Genomic DNA, 16,778 nt, shown 5'->3' on the forward strand with positions numbered 1-16,778 from the left:
TTAAACATACCGTTTAAATAATAGCAGTATTGTCACCGCGAATTGTTTATCACTTGAATAATAGGTTTTATTCAGTGGACAATACATAGAAATACTTCCCGAATAGAGTCATTATGAAAACACAACGTCAGTTTATTTCACTGTTTATCCTCTTCCTGCTTTCAGTGATAAGCACAAATGCAGCAGCTCAACAGTGGTATAAGGCGGAATTAGTTGTTTTCGAAAGATACAGTGGTGCAAATGCCGAACATTGGCCTGAAATGCGCTCTATTAATAATGGCAGTTTAAGCCCAAGTGCCAACAACAACCTCATTAAACCCGCTGGCACAGGCTTATTATCGGGTGTGGTATCACGTCTCAATAATGCGTCCAATTATCGCGTACTTTATCATCAGGCATGGCAACAACCGATTCTGAGTAAAGGTAGCGCAAGAAGCATTCAAATTAATTCAAGTAATGGTCTGGTTGAAGGTCGTATCAAACTTTACCGGGTTAATTATCTGCATGCTGATATTGATGTCTGGTTTAAAGAAAACGGTAATCTGCCTGTAAGCAATTCAGACACAGCGGCTGACTCCCAGACTTATCCCAATAATCCACATCTGGATCAAATTCGTCGTATTCGTAGTAAAAACTTAATTTACTTCGATCACCCACGTCTGGCAGCAATTCTGGAGATTGTTCCGGTTGCGACACCGGCTTCAGCAGTATCAAAAACACCGGAAACGTATTCACTGTCTGAAAACTAGCCTTATAGCTGCTTAATCACATTGGCAATAATGGTTTTCACATCATCAATACCCTCAGCCAGGGTTTGTTGAATTTCATCCATTGTCAAAACGTTATTTGTAATGCCTGCTGCCCAGTTAGCCACTACTGCCAGTGTGGCATAAGGAAGTTCAGCTTCTCTGGCCAGACAGGCTTCCGGCATTCCCGTCATTCCAACTAAATCACAACCATCTCTTGCTAAACGACGAATTTCCGCCGCTGTTTCCAGTCTCGGCCCCTGAACTGCAGCATAAGTCGCACCATCCAGTGCAGACAGACCTGCATCTGCTGCGGCTTTCAATAAGGTTTCACGTAGCTCATCATCATAGGGCCAGGTAAAATCAATATGGTTATCAGCGCGGAACTGTTCACTGAAAAAACTTTGCTCACGGCTATGCGTGTAATCAATTATCTGATCGGGCACTGACAGCACACCTGGGGTAAACTTATCGGTAATACCGCCTACCGCAGCGACAGCCAAAATATCGGTGACACCTATGGCTTTCAATGCATGGATATTCGCTCGGTAATTAATGCGATGTGGCGGAATACTATGTCTATCACCATGACGGGGTAAAAAAACGACTTTTTTACCGTTTAAAGTGCCTATTTTTATCGCTGCTGAAGGTTCACCATAGGGCGTTTCAACATGTTTTTGTTCTGTTATGTCCAGCCCTGGGTACTGGGTCAGACCACTTCCACCAATGATGCCTAATAAACGCATTTACGACTCCTTCAGAGCATATACCGCGGGCAGATTACGCCAGAAACCACCCATATCCATACCAAAGCCAAAAACATAACGGTTGGGCACTGTTAGCCCAATGTATTCGGGAATGATGCCGATTTTATTGGTATGGTCTTTATCAAATAAACACACACATTTCACCGAGGCCGCCCCTTCACTGACACAATATTCTCTTAATGCCGCCAGTGTTACACCTTCATCAAAAATATCTTCAATCAACAACACATGTCGCCCCTGCAAAGCAGTAACCGGCTTCGCCTGCCAGCTAATCTCTCCGCCCACTGTTTTATCGCCATATCGTGTGGCGTGAATATAATCCTGTTCTAGCTTGAAGTTCAGACGAGGTAATAAATGACCTGCCGTGATAACCGAACCATTCATCACACACAGCATAAGCGGTAACTTGTCGGCATAATCCTGACGTAATTGTTCTGCCAGTTTATCCAGTGCGGCATTAATTTGATTCATATCAAAAAGCATATCCGACTTGGATAGCAGTTCCTCATACTCTGTCATTGCATACTCTCTATTGTAATTCAGGCCGTATAATGCCCCATTTGTGCTCAGGATAATTTATGCGCCGTTTATGGCCCTTAATCGTGTTTATACTGATTTTTTGCATCGTCTGGCTATTGGCAGATAATGTGCAAAAGCCTTTATCTACAACAAAAAGCTACCAGCGGATCATTACCTTATCGCCAAGCCTGACAGAAACCGTGTTTGCATTAGGCCTGGGAGCTCGCGTTGTCGCGGTCACCGATTATTGTGACTATCCGCCACAAGCTCAAGCTTTACCAAGTGTTGGAAGTTACACCAACACCAGCCTCGAAGCCATTACCCGTCTACAACCAGACTTGGTTATTATGTTAAACGGTCAGCAGCAACGACAACAACAGCTACAACAATTAGGTATAAAAACCTTAGTACTTGATAACTCCACTATTGCTGATATTAAAGAAACAATTAAAACCATCGCCAATCTGACTGGCAAACAAAAGCAAGCGACTAAATTACTTAATAACATCCAGGATCAAATTGACTATGTACGCAGCAAAGTCCATGACATTGCGCCTGTCAGAACCTTGGTGGGTATTGCTCATTATGTGAACAGCGATCAACTCGATACGGTGTATATTGCCGGGCAACATGACTTTTATAATGAATTACTTGAGCTTGCCGGCGGCGTCAATGTCTACACAGATACCACTGTTAAAGTCCCTTCGGTCTCTGCAGAAGGTATTATTCGCATGAATCCGGATGCCATTATTGACGTTTTTCCAGAACAAAAAGATCATCAATCTGATATGAAACAGGTCATCAAGCAGTGGCAAACCCTGCGCAGCGTCAATGCGGTAAAACAGCAGCGGATTTATATCATCGAACATGATTATGCGAGCATTCCTGGCCCACGTATTTTTAAGCTCTTACCCGAAATGGCGCAATTACTTCATCCCAATCTGGACTGGCAGAAGAATGATTGAAGTCAACAAACTCTCTGTAAAGATTCAGGATAAAACGCTGCTGAGCGGGATTGATTTCCATGTCGATGACGGTAATTACTGGGTGGTCGTCGGTCCAAATGGTTCGGGCAAAAGCACTTTACTGAAAACACTTATGGGCATTTTGCCTATTCACTCAGGGCAAATTAGCTTAAATCAGCGCCACATCAATCAATATAAACAACGTGAACGAGCACAATTAATGAGTTATGTGCCTCAAAACAGTGGTCGGGAATTACCTTTCAGCGTTGAAGAATTTTTGAAGATGTCTCGTTACAGCTATCACTCGCCACTATCAGAATGGTCCAATCAGGATCAGCAGGCGATCGAAGAAGCACTCACCATTACCGATACTCAATCGTTTCGCACACGTTTAATGAAAACCTTGAGTGGTGGAGAATGTCAGCGAGTGATGATTGCTGCCGCCTTAAGCCAACAAACACCACTAATCTTATTGGATGAACCCACCAGCTATCTTGATCCTCACCATCAAGTAGAAATCCATCAACTTATTAATCAGCTCAATAAAACGCATCAAATGACTGTGATTGAAGTCAGTCATGATATTAATCACGCAGCACATCCTGATAAACAGGTATTGGCATTACGCGATGGTCAGGTGTTGTGGCAAGGTAATGGGCCGGACTTACTCGATAAACAACGGCTGAAGCAACTTTACCAACAAGACTTTACCTTTGTTGTGCATCCGACTAATCAGCGCCTATTTGCATTGGCGGAAACACCATGACGTCGTCACATAAACTGATATTGATTACCTTACTCAGTTTTATTATTGCTTTTTCCGCCCCTTGGATAGGACTCAGCGATATTGCTAATGAAATCGTTAAACAACAGATTCTGCTGGATATCCGCCTGCCACGTGTGATGTTTGCCTTTGTCGCTGGTGCCGGCTTATCGCTCTGTGGCATGGTGTTTCAGGCTATGTTTCATAATCCATTAGCCACACCTTTTACACTCGGTGTCGCCAGTGGTGCCTCTTTTGGCGCAGCTTGTATGGTGTTTGCAGGATTAAACGTCACCTTACTTGGCTTTGACATTATTACGATAGGCGCTTTTATCGGTGCCCTGGTCGCCATTACCTTTGTGTTTTTTATCAGCCAGTTACAACGCGGCTTTTCCAGTGAAACCCTGCTGCTCACGGGTGTCGCCACTAGTTTCTTTTTCTCCAGTCTGATTTTGTTTATTCAATACCTCAGCGATATGACCGATTCATTTATGATCATGCGTTGGCTGATGGGAGGATTAAGTTCAGCCAGTTATCACTCGCTATTACAGCTTATTCCGATTGTGACAATCAGTACGGCTATCATTTTATGGCTGAGTCGTGAGTTGAACCTGTTAATGGCAGGTGATGATATTGCTTTAAGTCGTGGTGTATCGGTAAAGCAGGTACGTTATCTGTTATTTTTCTCCACCTCATTATGCGTGGGTGGCATTGTCGCCTTATGTGGGCCGATAGGCTTTATTGGCATGATGGTGCCACATATCTGCCGGTTGCTAATAGGTACAGATCATCGTTGGCTGACACCGGCAACTATTATGTTCGGCGGAGGCTTTTTAATTCTCTGTGATGGTATTGCCAGACTGCTCATTGCTCCCGCAGAAATCCCTGTGGGTATCATTACCACATTACTTGGCGGCCCTTTTTTTCTGTGGCTGTTAATTAAACGTCGACAAGGTTAATTCAGGATCTGCTACTCTCTGCCAAGATTTCAGAGGACAACGCTGATGCAGACATCAAGACGACAGTTTCTACAATGGGGGCTGACCTCAACATTGCTTTTACAGGCGCCTTTGTCACTGGCAGAAAAGCTGAAACAGCCGCCCAGACATATTGCTTTTGATAATCTGCATACTGGTGAAAAACTTGAGCTGACCTACTGGGAAGAAGGGTTTTATCAGCCCGAAGCACTGAAACAGGTAAATCATATTCTGCGTGATCATCGGACTGGCGAGCAAATGCCCATCGACCGACATCTGATTGATCTTCTTAATGTGTTACATACCAAGCTTGGCAGTAAAAGTCCTTTTCAAATCATATCCGGCTATCGTTCCAGTCAGACCAATTCCATGCTTAGAAAAACGTCTGATGGTGTAGCGAAGAAAAGTTTACATATGGTCGGCAAAGCAATTGATGTTCGACTATCAGACATTAAACTGAGTCAACTGCGTCAAGCAGCACTAGAGTTGAATGTCGGTGGTGTGGGGTATTATCCAAAATCGAATTTTATCCATCTCGATACTGGTCGGCCACGGCACTGGCAAGGTTAATCTAACTCGTTCAGTAATCGCTCTGCCAGTTCCCTGACACGCTGCATTTGCTTCTGATAATTACGCGAAAAACGTTCATGCTCTTTTTTCATTTCTTCGTGTCTTTGATGCATTTTTCGATGCATTTTTTGGTGTTTTTCCAGCTCAATATGGCTGGGACACGTGTCTAAGCAATGTTCATCAAGACCACATTCATCATGAATGATTTCCGCATTATGCTCATCAATACGTTTTTTATGACTTTCAATACTCGATGAGTGCTCGGGTAAGGATTTTTCCAGTAAGTAAATAAGCGCTACCATACGCTGCGTTGAATGTTGCCAATGTTCAATTTCCCGCTGCCAGCGCTGATCATCTTCCTGCCATTGCTGGTTGCATCGTTTAAGCTGTTCCCTGTCTACCATTGTGTTCACTCCAACACTCCTAATTAATCGCCTGATTTGCTTTTTGAGTGTGACAAAAATATTAACCGTAATACTGACAAACCGACACGGTAAATTCGCCCGGCTTTTTATGAATTATTCATAGCAGGACAGCGACGTTAAATAAACGTAAAATAACGAGATTTATTTTAGTTTCAGGAAAAACCATGTCCCATATTGTCGTTTGTGCGTTGTATAAATTTGTCACGCTAGACAATTACACCGAGTTAAAAGCGCCATTACTAGATTTCATGCTCGAACACGAGATTCGCGGCACATTATTACTGGCACAAGAAGGAATTAACGGTACCATTGCAGGCTCAAGAGAAGCCATTGATGCCTTGCTTGCTTACCTTCAGCATGACCCGCGATTGGATCCAATCAGTTATAAAGAATCATTTACTGATACCCCACCGTTTATGCGTACCCGGGTCAAACTCAAAAAAGAAATCGTCACCATGGGTGTGGAAGGTATTGATCCGCTACAAGCAGTGGGCACTTACGTGAAACCCAAACAATGGAATGAACTGATTTCTGCCTCAGATGTGTTGCTGATTGATACCCGTAATGATTATGAATTTCAGGTTGGCACCTTCAAAAACGCGGTTAATCCACAGACTGACAGTTTCAGAGAGTTTCCTGAGTACGTAAAATCCCACTTGGATCCTGAAAAACATAAACGTGTCGCTATGTTCTGTACAGGTGGTATTCGCTGTGAAAAATCGACAGCTTTCCTCAAAGAGCAAGGATTTGACGAGGTGTATCATCTGGAAGGTGGCATTCTGAAATACCTGGAAGACGTCCCTGCAGAAGAATCCATGTGGCAAGGTGAATGTTTTGTGTTTGATGATCGCGTCACGGTGAATCACAATCTAGAAAAGGGTGACTATGATCAATGTCACGCCTGCCGCCTGCCAATTACTGAAGAAGAAAAACAAAGCCCACTTTATCAAAAAGGCGTCAGCTGTCCGCATTGTTACGACAAAACCTCACCTGAACAAAAAGCCCGCTACGCTGAGCGTGAAAAGCAAATTCAACTGGCCAGGCAACGCGGCGAAGCGCATATCGGCGTAGAAACTCAGGAAGCGGTTGAAAAACATCGCGCAGAGAAGAAACGACGCCGCGAATTAGATCGTCAAGCGGCTAAGAAACAGGCCTGATATGCGTCTACTCCACCTGCTCTGTCTTGGTTTTTGTTTATGGTTTACCCCAGTATGGGCAAGCGAACATGATGTTGCTGTCGCCAGTGCTCAGCCATTAGCCACACAAGCGGGTATTGAGATTCTGCAACAAGGTGGCAATGCCTTTGATGCCGCCGTGGCAGTCACCGCGGCATTAGCTGTTGTTGAACCTGCTGGCTCTGGTCTGGGAGGTGGCGGTTTCTGGTTACTGCATGAGGCAGAAACCAATAAAGACATTATGGTAGATGGCCGTGAAATGGCACCGGGTAAAGCCAGTGCGGAAATGTATCTCAATCAGCAAGGCGAGTTCGAACAATCCCGCTCCCTCAATGGCCCACTTGCTGCCGGCATTCCCGGTGTACCTGCTGGCATCGTCTATCTAAGTGAGCACTATGGCAAACTGCCTCTTAAACAAAGTCTGGCACCTGCTATTCGTTATGCTTTAGAAGGCTTTGCAGTGGGTCAGCACTACACAGATATGGCACGCTTTCGGCTGCCGGTATTAAGCCAATATGCCGCCAGCCGTCAGCAGTTTCTTAAGGATGGACAAGTCCCCAGTGTAGGCACCATCATTAAACAACCTGATTTAGCGCATACGCTTAATAGCATTGCCGAACAGGGCACAGCAGGTTTTTATCAGGGTGATATTGCTCAGCGTTTAGTTGAAGCTGTTCAGCAGCATGGTGGCATCTGGACTTTAGATGATTTACAACGTTACGAAGTCAAGCCGAGACAACCGATAAAAGGCCTTTATCAAGGCTATACCATCACTTCTGCAGCTCTTCCCTCTTCAGGTGGTATTGTTCTTATCAATGCATTAAACCAGCTCTCTGCTTTTGACTTGGCTAATGCCACAACCACACAGAAACGTCATCTGGTGATTGAAGCTATGCGTCGCGCTTATCGTGATCGCAGCCGTTTTCTTGGTGATGCCGATTTTATAGACATTCCTGACTACTTAACTTCGGCTGACTATGGCAAACAACTCAGTGACACGATTGATCCGGTTCATGCTACGCCTAGTTCAGAGCTGGTAGGTAAAGCCATTGAAGGTGAAGATACCACCCACTTTTCCATAATGGACAGTCAAGGCAACCGGGTAGCTGCTACTTTGAGTGTTAACTATCCTTTCGGTTCTGGTTTCGTTGCCCAAGGTACAGGGGTATTACTTAACGATGAAATGGATGACTTTTCTGCCCCGTCGGGTGCAGCTAATGTCTATGGTCTTGTCGGTAATGAAGCCAATGCTATCGCCCCCTATAAACGCCCACTATCGAGTATGACACCGACCTTTGTAGAAAATAATGATCATCTATTAATCACTGGTACTCCTGGTGGCAGCCGCATTATCAGTATGGTGTTGCTCAGCGTACTTGATTTTATCGAAGGCAAAAATGCACAGGCTATCGTTACTGCGCCTCGCTACCATCATCAATATTTACCGGATGAAGTGCAGGTAGAAAACGTTGGCTTTAGCGAACAGGAACTGGATGCACTAAAACAACGGGGTCATCACATCACCCCGCTATCACGCCAATACGGTGATATGCACATTATTATTGAAGACAAAGTTAAGCGTAAACTCAGTGCAGCCAGTGATCCGCGTGGTGAAGGTCAGGCGACTATCACCACGCTGGAAAAATAATCACAGCCGCATTTGTTGCGGCATGATGCCTCTTCTGGCTTGCGCTAAAGCACTGGTTTCTAAAATAATCAAACCAACCACGGTCAGTGAGATCGGAATCAGACAAAACCAGCCAACAACCGCCAGCTGAATCATTCGCATATTGGCATCTTCCTGCCCTTGTAACACTCCCCAGGCGATAACAAAGAGTATGAGTGAGACGATATAGGACACGATAAGAAAACGACTACGTCGCCATGCACACTGCCAGTGAGCTAATACCAGTTCGGTTTTATTGGCCGGTCTGTGCGCTTGAACCCAGATTGATAAAATCATCATCAATGAGCAGGCAACCGGCACACCAAAAATAAGCCACAGATTTTCCGTTGCAAAAAGTACGGCAGGCAAAAGAAAATGAAAGATAGCTATATTAAACATCATCCGCTCATGCGGCTGACTGGCAAGATGTGCAGTGTTATCAGTTTCAGACATAAAGACTCCTCTATTGATATTATTACGCACCTTTGCGTGCATCAGATAAAGCGGTCATTTCCAACATAAAAAGCAGCAAAACCATCAGTAAAATAGGCACAGCCGCAATTCGGCTGAACACCACAAGCATAATGGTCGCCATATTATGATCCGGCTGAATAGACGAAAGAAGCAGGGCTACCAGCATAATCAGAGCAGACACACCATAACTGATGAGCAACCACTTGCCATGACGCCATGCCAAATGCCAGTGCTGCTGAATCAACACATTATCATATTGACCAAACTTGGCTTTCCAGGCAATCCAGCTTATGCTGACCAGAGCCCCAACTAATGCAATGCTCAGAATCCAGGCAATATGTCCGGAACTGAACGCAGCCACTGGAAGCAATAAATGAAACAAGGCGAGATTAATCATCATACGTTCGTGCGGCAAGCTGGCTTGTTTTATATCATCGTTCATCTGTCATCCATTAACGTTTGCTAATATACCTTTATGATGCACCTGATAGACAGTCATTGCCACCTCGATTTTGATGTCTTTGATCATGACCGTAAGGAAATTCTTTCTCGTTGTGAGGCGGAAGGTATCCAACACATCATTGTGCCTGGTGTGACAGCTAAACAGTGGCCAACACTGATTAAGACTTGTGCTCAGTATCCGATGCTCAAACTGGCGTTGGGTTTACACCCGATGTTTATGGCCGAGCATCAGGCAAGCCACATTGATGAATTACGCTCTGCACTTATTACTCATCAGGCTATTGCTGTAGGGGAAATCGGCCTGGATTTTTTTATCGCAGATGCTGACAAAAATGCACAAACTGAGCTATTTAAAGCACAACTGAAATTAGCGGCTGAGTTCAATTTACCGGTAATTCTGCATGTTCGCAAAGCACATGATGAAGTATTAAAACTGCTCAGAGAAATTAAGGTTCCCGGCGGCATTGTGCATGCCTTTAATGGCAGCCTGCAGCAGGCAGAACATTATCAAAAACTAGGTTTTTTATTTGGCGCCGGAGGTGCCCTGACCTACTCTCGAGCAAACAAGTTGAAAACCTTGTTTAGCCAATTACCAGAAGAGCATATTGTGCTGGAAACCGATGCGCCTGATATGCCTTTGTCTGGTTATCAAGGGCAGAGAAATACGCCAGAACGATTACCTATGATTTTAAGTATGCTGGCTGAGCTTCGTATGGTATCAGAGCAATCACTGGCAGCGGCGACAACGGCCAACTGCCAGAAACTGTTTCATTTTGTTTAATCGTGATGACCAATTTCACCTTCTGTGAATAAATAGTCTTTCAGCTCATCATTAAATTTAGGATCACGACGACGAATCCATTCCAGCATCATAGCAGCATGTTCTTTTTCTTCGTCGCGATTATGCTGCAGAATTTTTTTCAATTCAGGATCATGACAGGCATCTACCCGCTGGTTATACCAGTCAACAGCTTCAAGTTCTTCCATTAATGAAACAATCGCGCGATGCATATCGCGAGTTTCAGTTGATAATTCTTCGATGGATTCGTGATAGCCTTCACTTGCCATATAAATCTCCTCTCTCTTAAAAGTGGTTGTATACGATGTTCTTGTGAACGATGTTAAAACTAGCATGTACGATGATAAGTTGGCACTATCAGAGGTTAAAAACACCATAAATAATTCTTCAGGACAACCATGGCAAATAAAGATATTTCGCTGATTCTAGATACCGTCAATGACATTATTATTGGAAAACAACAAGCTATAAAACTCGCCCTGGCCTGCCTGTTAGCCAGAGGACATTTGTTGATTGAAGATCTGCCAGGGGTAGGCAAAACCACTCTGACTCATACCCTTGCGGCCACCATGGGGCTGAGTTTTCAACGCATTCAATTTACCAGCGATATGTTGCCAGCCGATATTATCGGTATCAGCGTTTATGATCGGGAATCTTCCAGATTTCATTTCCATCCCGGCCCCATTTTTACCCAGTTTATTCTTGCTGATGAGGTAAACCGCGCCTCGCCCCGGACCCAAAGTGCGCTACTGGAAGCGATGGAAGAACAGCAAGTCACCGTGGATAACGAAACCTTAAACCTGCCTGAACCATTTTTTGTTATTGCTACGCAAAATCCCAGCCATCAGATTGGTACTTTTCCATTACCGGAATCTCAGCTGGATCGTTTTCTAATGCGTATAGAACTGGGCTATCCCGATGCTAAAGCGGAGCGACAATTACTGATGGGCTCATCTCGTCGTGAGTTGTTGAAGCAGCTTCAGGCTGTCAGCTCAACCGACGCATTATTAACACTGCAACAGCAAGCCAGCCAGCTTATCGTGTCTGAAGCACTCGTTGATTATTTGCAAAAAATTCTGCAACACACACGTGAATCCGGTCATTATCATCATGGTCTGTCTCCCAGAGCCGGTTTATGTTTACTTAACGCTGCAAAAGCCTGGGCATTTATTGAAGGTCGCGATCATGTCTTACCTGAAGATATACAAGCCGTTTTGCCCAGTGTGGTGAATCATCGCTTGCAGTTGATTGATGAGACGCAAAAGACAGACTGGATGGATAACATAATTCAGCAGATTCCTATTCCCTAACGATGGTTTCTAGCATCACCCAACTTTGGCAAAAATGGCTGCATCGGCATCGTATTTTTATCATGCCGTCAGCCTATGGTTATGCTTATGTCGTGTTGTTGCTTGTCATGTTGCTGGGCGCGATTAATTACAATAACAGCCTTGGACATTTACTATGCTTTCTGTTGGTCGGCCTTGGTCAGGTAGCGATGCATCATAGTCATCGTAATATCAAAAATCTGAGTTTGACGGTGACAGCTTTAGATTCAGTATTTAACGGCCAATCTGCCCAGTTTCGATTAACAACAAGCAACACTAAGCCACACGCCAGTTATCAGCTGGAAGTCCGACATAAAATCAGTTCAAAAAAATCACGCTGGCCATTTATCAAACGTTATCACTCTCTGCAGCTATTAGATGTGGTTGATGGCAATAGTAACCACACTTCTACACTGACTATCCCAACGCAAAAACGTGGCTGGCAGCCATTAAATACCCTTAGTCTGACCAGTAGCTATCCACTAGGTTTATTTCAGTGTTGGACATTATTCGACACCCCAGCTCAGGTACTGGTTTATCCTCAGGCAAAAGGTCAGAAACCGCTGCCGATAAGTGCTCAGGCAGGACAAGAATCACATCAATACGAACAACTGGGTGAAGATGAATTTGCCGGTTTGAGATCCTACCGCGAAGGTGAAGCCCTGCATCGAGTCGCCTGGAAAGCAATGGCACGTGATGATCAGATGCGCAGTAAACAGTTCTCATCACCACAAGGCAGAGAGCTATTATTCCGCTGGGAAGATGTGGCTGATATCAACGACACTGAGCAAAAACTGTCTCAGCTCTGCCAATGGATTTGTCAGGCAGAGCAACAAGGTGATCGCTATGGCCTGATCTTGCCCAACGCTGAGCTTACCGCATCACACGGTCCTTCTCATCAACATCACTGTTTAAAACTGTTGGCATTATTTGATGAAAACCGTTGATTTATCACCACCACAAGCGACTATCAATGCCTTAATTCTGGCACTGAGTATTGCGGCTATTCCACACATTATTTACCAGCCCATTTGGGTGGGCATGATGTTTGTGGTCATGATTAGCTGGCGTTTGTTACATCACTGGAAAGGCTGGCCTTTGCCTGCAGCGAGTCGCTGGCTAAAAGTGTTACACAACGGTACAGCCCTGCTGACTATTGTGATGCTGATCGCTCAATTTGGCCTCACCATTGGTCGTGATGCTGGTGCTGCCTTACTCACTATGATGCTGGCCTTTAAAGTGGTCGAAATCCGCTCTCTGCGTGACTATTACCTCAGCTGTTTTCTGGGTTTCTTTGTCGTTATCACCAACTTCTTTTATAGCCAAAGTGTGTTTATGGTGATGTTAATGCTGGTTGTTGTTATCGGCCTGGGCTATTGCTTACTCAGTGTGAACAGTCAGGTAAGCGCACTCAATATCAAACAACGCTTATGGTTATCCAGCAAAATGGTGTTACAAGCGACACCGATGATGCTGTTTTTATTTGTATTATTCCCACGAATCTCAGGCCCTATCTGGGGTCTGCCACAAGATGCCAATGCCAGCCAATCTGCACAAATGCCTGATCAACTCACCCTGGGAGATTTACCACCATCCCAAGGCATAAGCGGTATCAATGACCGGATTCAGATGGGTAAAATCAGTCAGCTGATTCAATCTGATGCCATCGCTTTTCGGGTGAAATTTAACAATAATGACAAACCCGCCGCGTCTGAACTGTACTGGCGTGGTCCGGTTTTATGGAAAACCAATGGCACAGTCTGGTCGCCGATTGAAGAAAAAAACATTAAGTCGACAAAGCCCAATATTCAAACCTCAGGCTCATCATATAACTACCAGATGACATTGGAACCACATAATAAAAAATGGTTATTCGCACTCGACTTTCCGACAAAACTGCCGCAATCGTTTCAGACACATCTCACCACAGATGGACAATTAAATAGCAATGAGGCAATTAAACAACGCAGCCAGTATTCGCTGACATCCAGTCCTTCATACACATTCAATGCCGCATCCGATCCCAACCTCAATGCTGCATTACAACTACCTGAAAACAAGCACACCAAAACACGGGCTTTGGCTGAAAAATGGCAGCAGCAATCTGCTACCCCGCAGCAATATATCGACACTGTTTTAGACTTTTTCAAAAACGATGGCTTTGTTTATTCACTCAGCCCGCCCAGACTCAATGGCGACACGGTTGATGAGTTTTTATTCAACACTAAAGAAGGTTTCTGCGAATACTATGCCGCCAGCTTTACTGTGTTGATGCGAGCGGCAGGTATTCCGGCGCGTATCGTCACAGGCTATCAGGGAGGAGATATTAACCCCGTTGATAATATTCTCACCGTCAGACAACGTGATGCCCATGCCTGGAGCGAAGTCTGGTTACCAAAACAAGGTTGGGTGCGAGTTGATCCGACAGCCGCAGTCTCACATCAACGTATCGAACAAGGCATTGGTCGATTCTTACCCCCTGGCAGACAATCACCGGCGATGTTGGGCAATAATAATCAACTTGTCGCGGCATGGAACAGTCTCAAAAATAACTGGAACGCATTTAATACTGCCTGGGATATGTGGGTGGTGTCTTTCGGCCCGGAACGCCAGCTTGAGTTGTTATCAAAACTAGGAATGACCAATCCGAACTGGAAGAAAATGACGCTGGTCTTGACGATCTTATTCGTTCTAAGCGGACTCATCATGACGCTCAGTATCTGGTTTAAGCGATCATCTAGCGATCCTGCCGTTGTTTTATATCAACGATTCTGTAAGAAATTAGCCCGGTTGGGGATAAAAAAAGCCGACTACGAAGGTCCTCAAGATTTTGCCCAACGTGCTCAAGTCGCTTTGCCCGAGTATCAACAGCAAATCGACAGTATTACCACTTTATTTACCACATGGCGTTATCGTCAGCAGGATGAGCAGACGCTGTCCTCATTGCGTGAACAAATAAAAACATTTAAGCCAAGACGCTAAGTCACTTTGCCAAGCTGTGTGATTTTACGGAAAATAGGCAGCCCAGATTCGTTGGCTTTAAGGAACACGCATGACACACTCCAATCCCCTATTCGAACGCACTCACATTTTGATTGGTGATGAAGGCATCGAAAAGCTGCAAAACAGCCATATTTTTCTTGCCGGTATTGGTGGTGTCGGTTCCTATACAGCAGAAGCTTTAGCCAGAATGGGCGTGGGTAAAATGACACTGGTTGACCATGACGTGGTGTCAGGCTCGAATATGAACCGCCAGCTTGTTGCGCTACGTTCGACTGTGGATGTATTAAAAGCTGACGTCATCGCTGATCGTATTAAAGATATTAACCCGGACTGTCAGGTCACCTTAATCACCGACTTTTTAACGCCAGAGTCGATTCCCACCGTATTATCGCAAGGCTATGATGTGGTGATCGATGCGATTGATAGCTTAAGCAGTAAAGCTGCTTTATTAGAGACCGCATGGCGTAATGAGATGACGGTATTTGCCAGCATGGGGGCCGGTGGCAAGCTCGATCCCACCCAAGTCAAAACTGGCGATTTAATGGATACCTCCATTTGTAAACTCGCCAAACACCTGCGTGGGCAATTACGTAAACGTGGCGTAGGCCGAGGTATTCAAACTGTGTATTCCTTAGAAGCACCACTCCCGCCTCTGCCACCAGAACCTGTCAGCCGTGGCCGTGCACGTGCGGTTAACGGCACGGTCAGTTATATGCCGTCTATCTTTGGCTTAACCTTAGCAGGTCTGGTTATCAATCATATTATCGGTGACTCACGACGTGTCTGATCCGATAGATGTTATTAACTGCAACGACTTTATGTTGCAGCAACTCCAGACCTTACTCAGCAAATACGGACTGGAAATAGAAAGAATCTCAAGTGATGAAACCATTCCCGGCAGCTTTTTTGGTGAACGTGAAGCGGGCCTGATTGGCAATAAACTCATCGTCCGTTCAGATACCCCGGTTCATTCTGTGTTGCATGAAGCCGGTCACTACATCTGTATGGATCCAGAACGTCGTGCCAATTTACACACCGATGCCGAAGGTGATTACGATGAAGAAAACGGCGTCTGTTATCTGCAAATTCTATTAGCTGGCCATATCCAGCAAATGGGCCGGGCTCGTATGCTCAGAGATATGGATCGTTGGGGTTACACCTTTCGCCTCGGCAGTGCTAAGGCCTGGTTTGAGCAAGATGCTGATGATGCTCGACAGTGGCTGCAACACTTTAATATTATCGATTCAGAGCAGCTCATCACTTGGAAGTTTAGAAACCAATAATTCCATTATTTTCAACAAATTAACATCATTAAGATTATAAGCTATGATTATCTATTAGCAATCGTTCTAAATACATTCAATATCCTCTAAACAGTGAATTGACATGACAAGTAGAAAACAATTTATAGAATCAGTTGGTGCTAACTGCAAGAATTGGAATTGGAGTTGGTCTTTTGTTAACCATGATCAGAAATTCGTGATTTTTGGCTTATGGGATATAAATACTGATGGATTAATTTTTGACAATGATTGGAAAGGACCGGGTCGTAAGCAGTCACTAGAACATATCAAGCTAATTGAACATCATGGATACAAATTAAAAATATTCAATATGAAGCTCGGAAAAACAAAGGACGGCAGAGTAAAAATTAAAAGCTTTGATGAAAAGCTTGAGGACAAGTCACTCGTACGTATTCAAGATGACTATTTTGCATTTAGTCGACAGAGTAATTTCGATATCAGATTAGCAGAGGAAGTCACAAATCCTCAAAAATATATTGAAGGTGCAACTAAAAAAATTTCAATCAATGCATACGAGCGTTCTCTTAAGGCTCGGACAGCTTGTATAGAATACTATGGTTGCAATTGTTATATTTGTGGCTTTAATTTTCATAAAACATATGGAGATATTGGCGAGGGATTTATACATGTTCATCATGAAAAGCCTTTGGGAGAAATACAACAGCAGTATGAGGTAGACGCAATAAACGATCTAAAACCAATTTGTCCTAATTGTCATGCAATGATTCATAGAATCTCACCAGCCCTCCCTATCTCAGAACTCAAAAAGAGATTAACAAAAACTTCCAACTAATTTCTGCTTGAAAGGAAGGAAATCACTTATATTTAGTAAGCC

The 16,778-nt window shown here is 44.3% G+C and carries 20 protein-coding genes; 14 read left to right on the forward strand and 6 right to left on the reverse strand.

Translation table 11 applies throughout. The annotated features are described in order from the left end of the window. Nucleotides 1–113 precede the first annotated feature (113 nt). The gene (locus BM232_RS02240) at nt 114–749 is read left to right on the forward strand and encodes a CsiV family protein (protein WP_091711564.1); all 636 of its coding nucleotides are present in this window, start codon (nt 114–116) and stop codon (nt 747–749) included. Nucleotides 750–751: 2 nt separating this feature from the next. On the opposite strand, the gene BM232_RS02245 is transcribed toward BM232_RS02240, so the two are convergent. Beyond that, on the reverse strand, nt 752–1,492 hold the full coding sequence (locus tag BM232_RS02245; protein ID WP_091711565.1) for an S-methyl-5'-thioinosine phosphorylase: 741 nt from the start codon (nt 1,490–1,492) through the stop codon (nt 752–754). After that, on the reverse strand, nt 1,493–2,032 hold the full coding sequence (locus BM232_RS02250; protein WP_091711566.1) for a hypoxanthine-guanine phosphoribosyltransferase: 540 nt from the start codon (nt 2,030–2,032) through the stop codon (nt 1,493–1,495). 59 nt (nt 2,033–2,091) lie between these two features. Between BM232_RS02250 and BM232_RS02255 the strand changes: the two genes are divergently transcribed. From BM232_RS02255 to mepK, 4 genes are read left to right on the forward strand one after another with little or no spacing between them, the layout of a single operon-like run. Continuing rightward, the gene (locus BM232_RS02255) at nt 2,092–2,997 is read left to right on the forward strand and encodes an ABC transporter substrate-binding protein (protein ID WP_091711567.1); all 906 of its coding nucleotides are present in this window, start codon (nt 2,092–2,094) and stop codon (nt 2,995–2,997) included. After that, nucleotides 2,990–3,763: an ABC transporter ATP-binding protein gene (locus BM232_RS02260; protein WP_091711568.1), complete on the forward strand. Its 774-nt coding sequence runs from the start codon at nt 2,990–2,992 to the stop codon at nt 3,761–3,763. The genes BM232_RS02255 and BM232_RS02260 overlap by 8 nt, the downstream gene beginning before the upstream one ends. Continuing rightward, nucleotides 3,760–4,719 (forward strand): FecCD family ABC transporter permease, encoded by a 960-nt coding sequence (locus BM232_RS02265; protein ID WP_091711569.1) that lies wholly within the window; start codon nt 3,760–3,762, stop codon nt 4,717–4,719. The genes BM232_RS02260 and BM232_RS02265 overlap by 4 nt, the downstream gene beginning before the upstream one ends. 45 nt (nt 4,720–4,764) lie before the next feature. Continuing rightward, a complete protein-coding gene (mepK, locus tag BM232_RS02270; RefSeq protein WP_091711570.1) occupies nt 4,765–5,307 on the forward strand; it encodes a peptidoglycan L,D-endopeptidase MepK in 543 nt (180 codons plus the stop codon). On the opposite strand, the gene BM232_RS02275 is transcribed toward mepK, so the two are convergent. Further along, complete coding sequence (locus BM232_RS02275; RefSeq protein WP_091711571.1) at nt 5,304–5,711, reverse strand: hypothetical protein; 408 nt, start codon at nt 5,709–5,711, stop codon at nt 5,304–5,306. The two genes, mepK and BM232_RS02275, sit on opposite strands and share 4 nt — an antisense overlap. A gap of 185 nt (nt 5,712–5,896) precedes the next feature. On the opposite strand from BM232_RS02275, the gene trhO reads away from it, so the two are divergent. Both trhO and ggt read left to right on the forward strand, forming a co-directional pair. Next, complete coding sequence (trhO, locus tag BM232_RS02280) at nt 5,897–6,889, forward strand: oxygen-dependent tRNA uridine(34) hydroxylase TrhO (protein ID WP_091711572.1); 993 nt, start codon at nt 5,897–5,899, stop codon at nt 6,887–6,889. A 1-nt stretch (nt 6,890) separates the two neighbouring features. After that, nucleotides 6,891–8,555 (forward strand): gamma-glutamyltransferase, encoded by a 1,665-nt coding sequence (ggt, locus tag BM232_RS02285; protein ID WP_091711573.1) that lies wholly within the window; start codon nt 6,891–6,893, stop codon nt 8,553–8,555. On the opposite strand, the gene BM232_RS02290 is transcribed toward ggt, so the two are convergent. Both BM232_RS02290 and BM232_RS02295 read right to left on the reverse strand, forming a co-directional pair. Then, complete coding sequence (locus tag BM232_RS02290; RefSeq protein WP_091711574.1) at nt 8,556–9,026, reverse strand: hypothetical protein; 471 nt, start codon at nt 9,024–9,026, stop codon at nt 8,556–8,558. It lies immediately after the preceding gene. Nucleotides 9,027–9,048: 22 nt separating this feature from the next. Further along, nucleotides 9,049–9,489 (reverse strand): hypothetical protein, encoded by a 441-nt coding sequence (locus BM232_RS02295; RefSeq protein WP_091711575.1) that lies wholly within the window; start codon nt 9,487–9,489, stop codon nt 9,049–9,051. Between the two features lie 33 nt (nt 9,490–9,522). Here BM232_RS02295 and BM232_RS02300 point away from each other — a divergent pair, with 33 nt between their 5' ends. Further along, nucleotides 9,523–10,290 (forward strand): TatD family hydrolase, encoded by a 768-nt coding sequence (locus tag BM232_RS02300; RefSeq protein ID WP_091711576.1) that lies wholly within the window; start codon nt 9,523–9,525, stop codon nt 10,288–10,290. On the opposite strand, the gene BM232_RS02305 is transcribed toward BM232_RS02300, so the two are convergent. After that, nucleotides 10,287–10,577, reverse strand: coding sequence for an encapsulin-associated ferritin-like protein (locus BM232_RS02305; RefSeq protein ID WP_091711577.1), 291 nt, complete (start codon nt 10,575–10,577; stop codon nt 10,287–10,289). The genes BM232_RS02300 and BM232_RS02305 overlap by 4 nt on opposite strands. Nucleotides 10,578–10,706: 129 nt before the next feature. On the opposite strand from BM232_RS02305, the gene BM232_RS02310 reads away from it, so the two are divergent. From BM232_RS02310 to BM232_RS02335, 6 genes are all read left to right on the forward strand, one after another. Continuing rightward, a complete protein-coding gene (locus BM232_RS02310) occupies nt 10,707–11,618 on the forward strand; it encodes an AAA family ATPase (RefSeq protein ID WP_091711578.1) in 912 nt (303 codons plus the stop codon). Nucleotides 11,619–11,680: 62 nt separating this feature from the next. Continuing rightward, nucleotides 11,681–12,583: a DUF58 domain-containing protein gene (locus tag BM232_RS02315; protein WP_245752796.1), complete on the forward strand. Its 903-nt coding sequence runs from the start codon at nt 11,681–11,683 to the stop codon at nt 12,581–12,583. Further along, the gene (locus BM232_RS02320) at nt 12,570–14,618 is read left to right on the forward strand and encodes a transglutaminase TgpA family protein (protein WP_091711579.1); all 2,049 of its coding nucleotides are present in this window, start codon (nt 12,570–12,572) and stop codon (nt 14,616–14,618) included. Before BM232_RS02315 ends, BM232_RS02320 begins: the two co-directional genes overlap by 14 nt. A gap of 70 nt (nt 14,619–14,688) precedes the next feature. Then, a complete protein-coding gene (locus tag BM232_RS02325; RefSeq protein WP_091711580.1) occupies nt 14,689–15,426 on the forward strand; it encodes a tRNA threonylcarbamoyladenosine dehydratase in 738 nt (245 codons plus the stop codon). Further along, nucleotides 15,419–15,922, forward strand: coding sequence for a hypothetical protein (locus BM232_RS02330; RefSeq protein ID WP_091711581.1), 504 nt, complete (start codon nt 15,419–15,421; stop codon nt 15,920–15,922). Before BM232_RS02325 ends, BM232_RS02330 begins: the two co-directional genes overlap by 8 nt. A 103-nt stretch (nt 15,923–16,025) precedes the next feature. Further along, complete coding sequence (locus tag BM232_RS02335) at nt 16,026–16,736, forward strand: HNH endonuclease (RefSeq protein ID WP_091711582.1); 711 nt, start codon at nt 16,026–16,028, stop codon at nt 16,734–16,736. The last annotated feature ends 42 nt before the right edge of the window (nt 16,737–16,778 follow it).

Source organism: Methylophaga sulfidovorans, assembly GCF_900114205.1.
Lineage (GTDB): Bacteria > Pseudomonadota > Gammaproteobacteria > Nitrosococcales > Methylophagaceae > Methylophaga > Methylophaga sulfidovorans.

What these genes read in the sequence shown, in the direction of transcription:
- BM232_RS02240 (WP_091711564.1), top strand. Translation starts at nt 114, where the DNA reads ATGAAAACACAACGTCAGTTTATTTCACTGTTTATCCTCTTCCTGCTT.
- BM232_RS02245 (WP_091711565.1), bottom strand. Translation starts at nt 1,492, where the DNA reads ATGCGTTTATTAGGCATCATTGGTGGAAGTGGTCTGACCCAGTACCCA.
- BM232_RS02250 (WP_091711566.1), bottom strand. Translation starts at nt 2,032, where the DNA reads ATGACAGAGTATGAGGAACTGCTATCCAAGTCGGATATGCTTTTTGAT.
- BM232_RS02255 (WP_091711567.1), top strand. Translation starts at nt 2,092, where the DNA reads ATGCGCCGTTTATGGCCCTTAATCGTGTTTATACTGATTTTTTGCATC.
- BM232_RS02260 (WP_091711568.1), top strand. Translation starts at nt 2,990, where the DNA reads ATGATTGAAGTCAACAAACTCTCTGTAAAGATTCAGGATAAAACGCTG.
- BM232_RS02265 (WP_091711569.1), top strand. Translation starts at nt 3,760, where the DNA reads ATGACGTCGTCACATAAACTGATATTGATTACCTTACTCAGTTTTATT.
- mepK (WP_091711570.1), top strand. Translation starts at nt 4,765, where the DNA reads ATGCAGACATCAAGACGACAGTTTCTACAATGGGGGCTGACCTCAACA.
- BM232_RS02275 (WP_091711571.1), bottom strand. Translation starts at nt 5,711, where the DNA reads ATGGTAGACAGGGAACAGCTTAAACGATGCAACCAGCAATGGCAGGAA.
- trhO (WP_091711572.1), top strand. Translation starts at nt 5,897, where the DNA reads ATGTCCCATATTGTCGTTTGTGCGTTGTATAAATTTGTCACGCTAGAC.
- ggt (WP_091711573.1), top strand. Translation starts at nt 6,891, where the DNA reads ATGCGTCTACTCCACCTGCTCTGTCTTGGTTTTTGTTTATGGTTTACC.
- BM232_RS02290 (WP_091711574.1), bottom strand. Translation starts at nt 9,026, where the DNA reads ATGTCTGAAACTGATAACACTGCACATCTTGCCAGTCAGCCGCATGAG.
- BM232_RS02295 (WP_091711575.1), bottom strand. Translation starts at nt 9,489, where the DNA reads ATGAACGATGATATAAAACAAGCCAGCTTGCCGCACGAACGTATGATG.
- BM232_RS02300 (WP_091711576.1), top strand. Translation starts at nt 9,523, where the DNA reads ATGATGCACCTGATAGACAGTCATTGCCACCTCGATTTTGATGTCTTT.
- BM232_RS02305 (WP_091711577.1), bottom strand. Translation starts at nt 10,577, where the DNA reads ATGGCAAGTGAAGGCTATCACGAATCCATCGAAGAATTATCAACTGAA.
- BM232_RS02310 (WP_091711578.1), top strand. Translation starts at nt 10,707, where the DNA reads ATGGCAAATAAAGATATTTCGCTGATTCTAGATACCGTCAATGACATT.
- BM232_RS02315 (WP_245752796.1), top strand. Translation starts at nt 11,681, where the DNA reads ATGCCGTCAGCCTATGGTTATGCTTATGTCGTGTTGTTGCTTGTCATG.
- BM232_RS02320 (WP_091711579.1), top strand. Translation starts at nt 12,570, where the DNA reads ATGAAAACCGTTGATTTATCACCACCACAAGCGACTATCAATGCCTTA.
- BM232_RS02325 (WP_091711580.1), top strand. Translation starts at nt 14,689, where the DNA reads ATGACACACTCCAATCCCCTATTCGAACGCACTCACATTTTGATTGGT.
- BM232_RS02335 (WP_091711582.1), top strand. Translation starts at nt 16,026, where the DNA reads ATGACAAGTAGAAAACAATTTATAGAATCAGTTGGTGCTAACTGCAAG.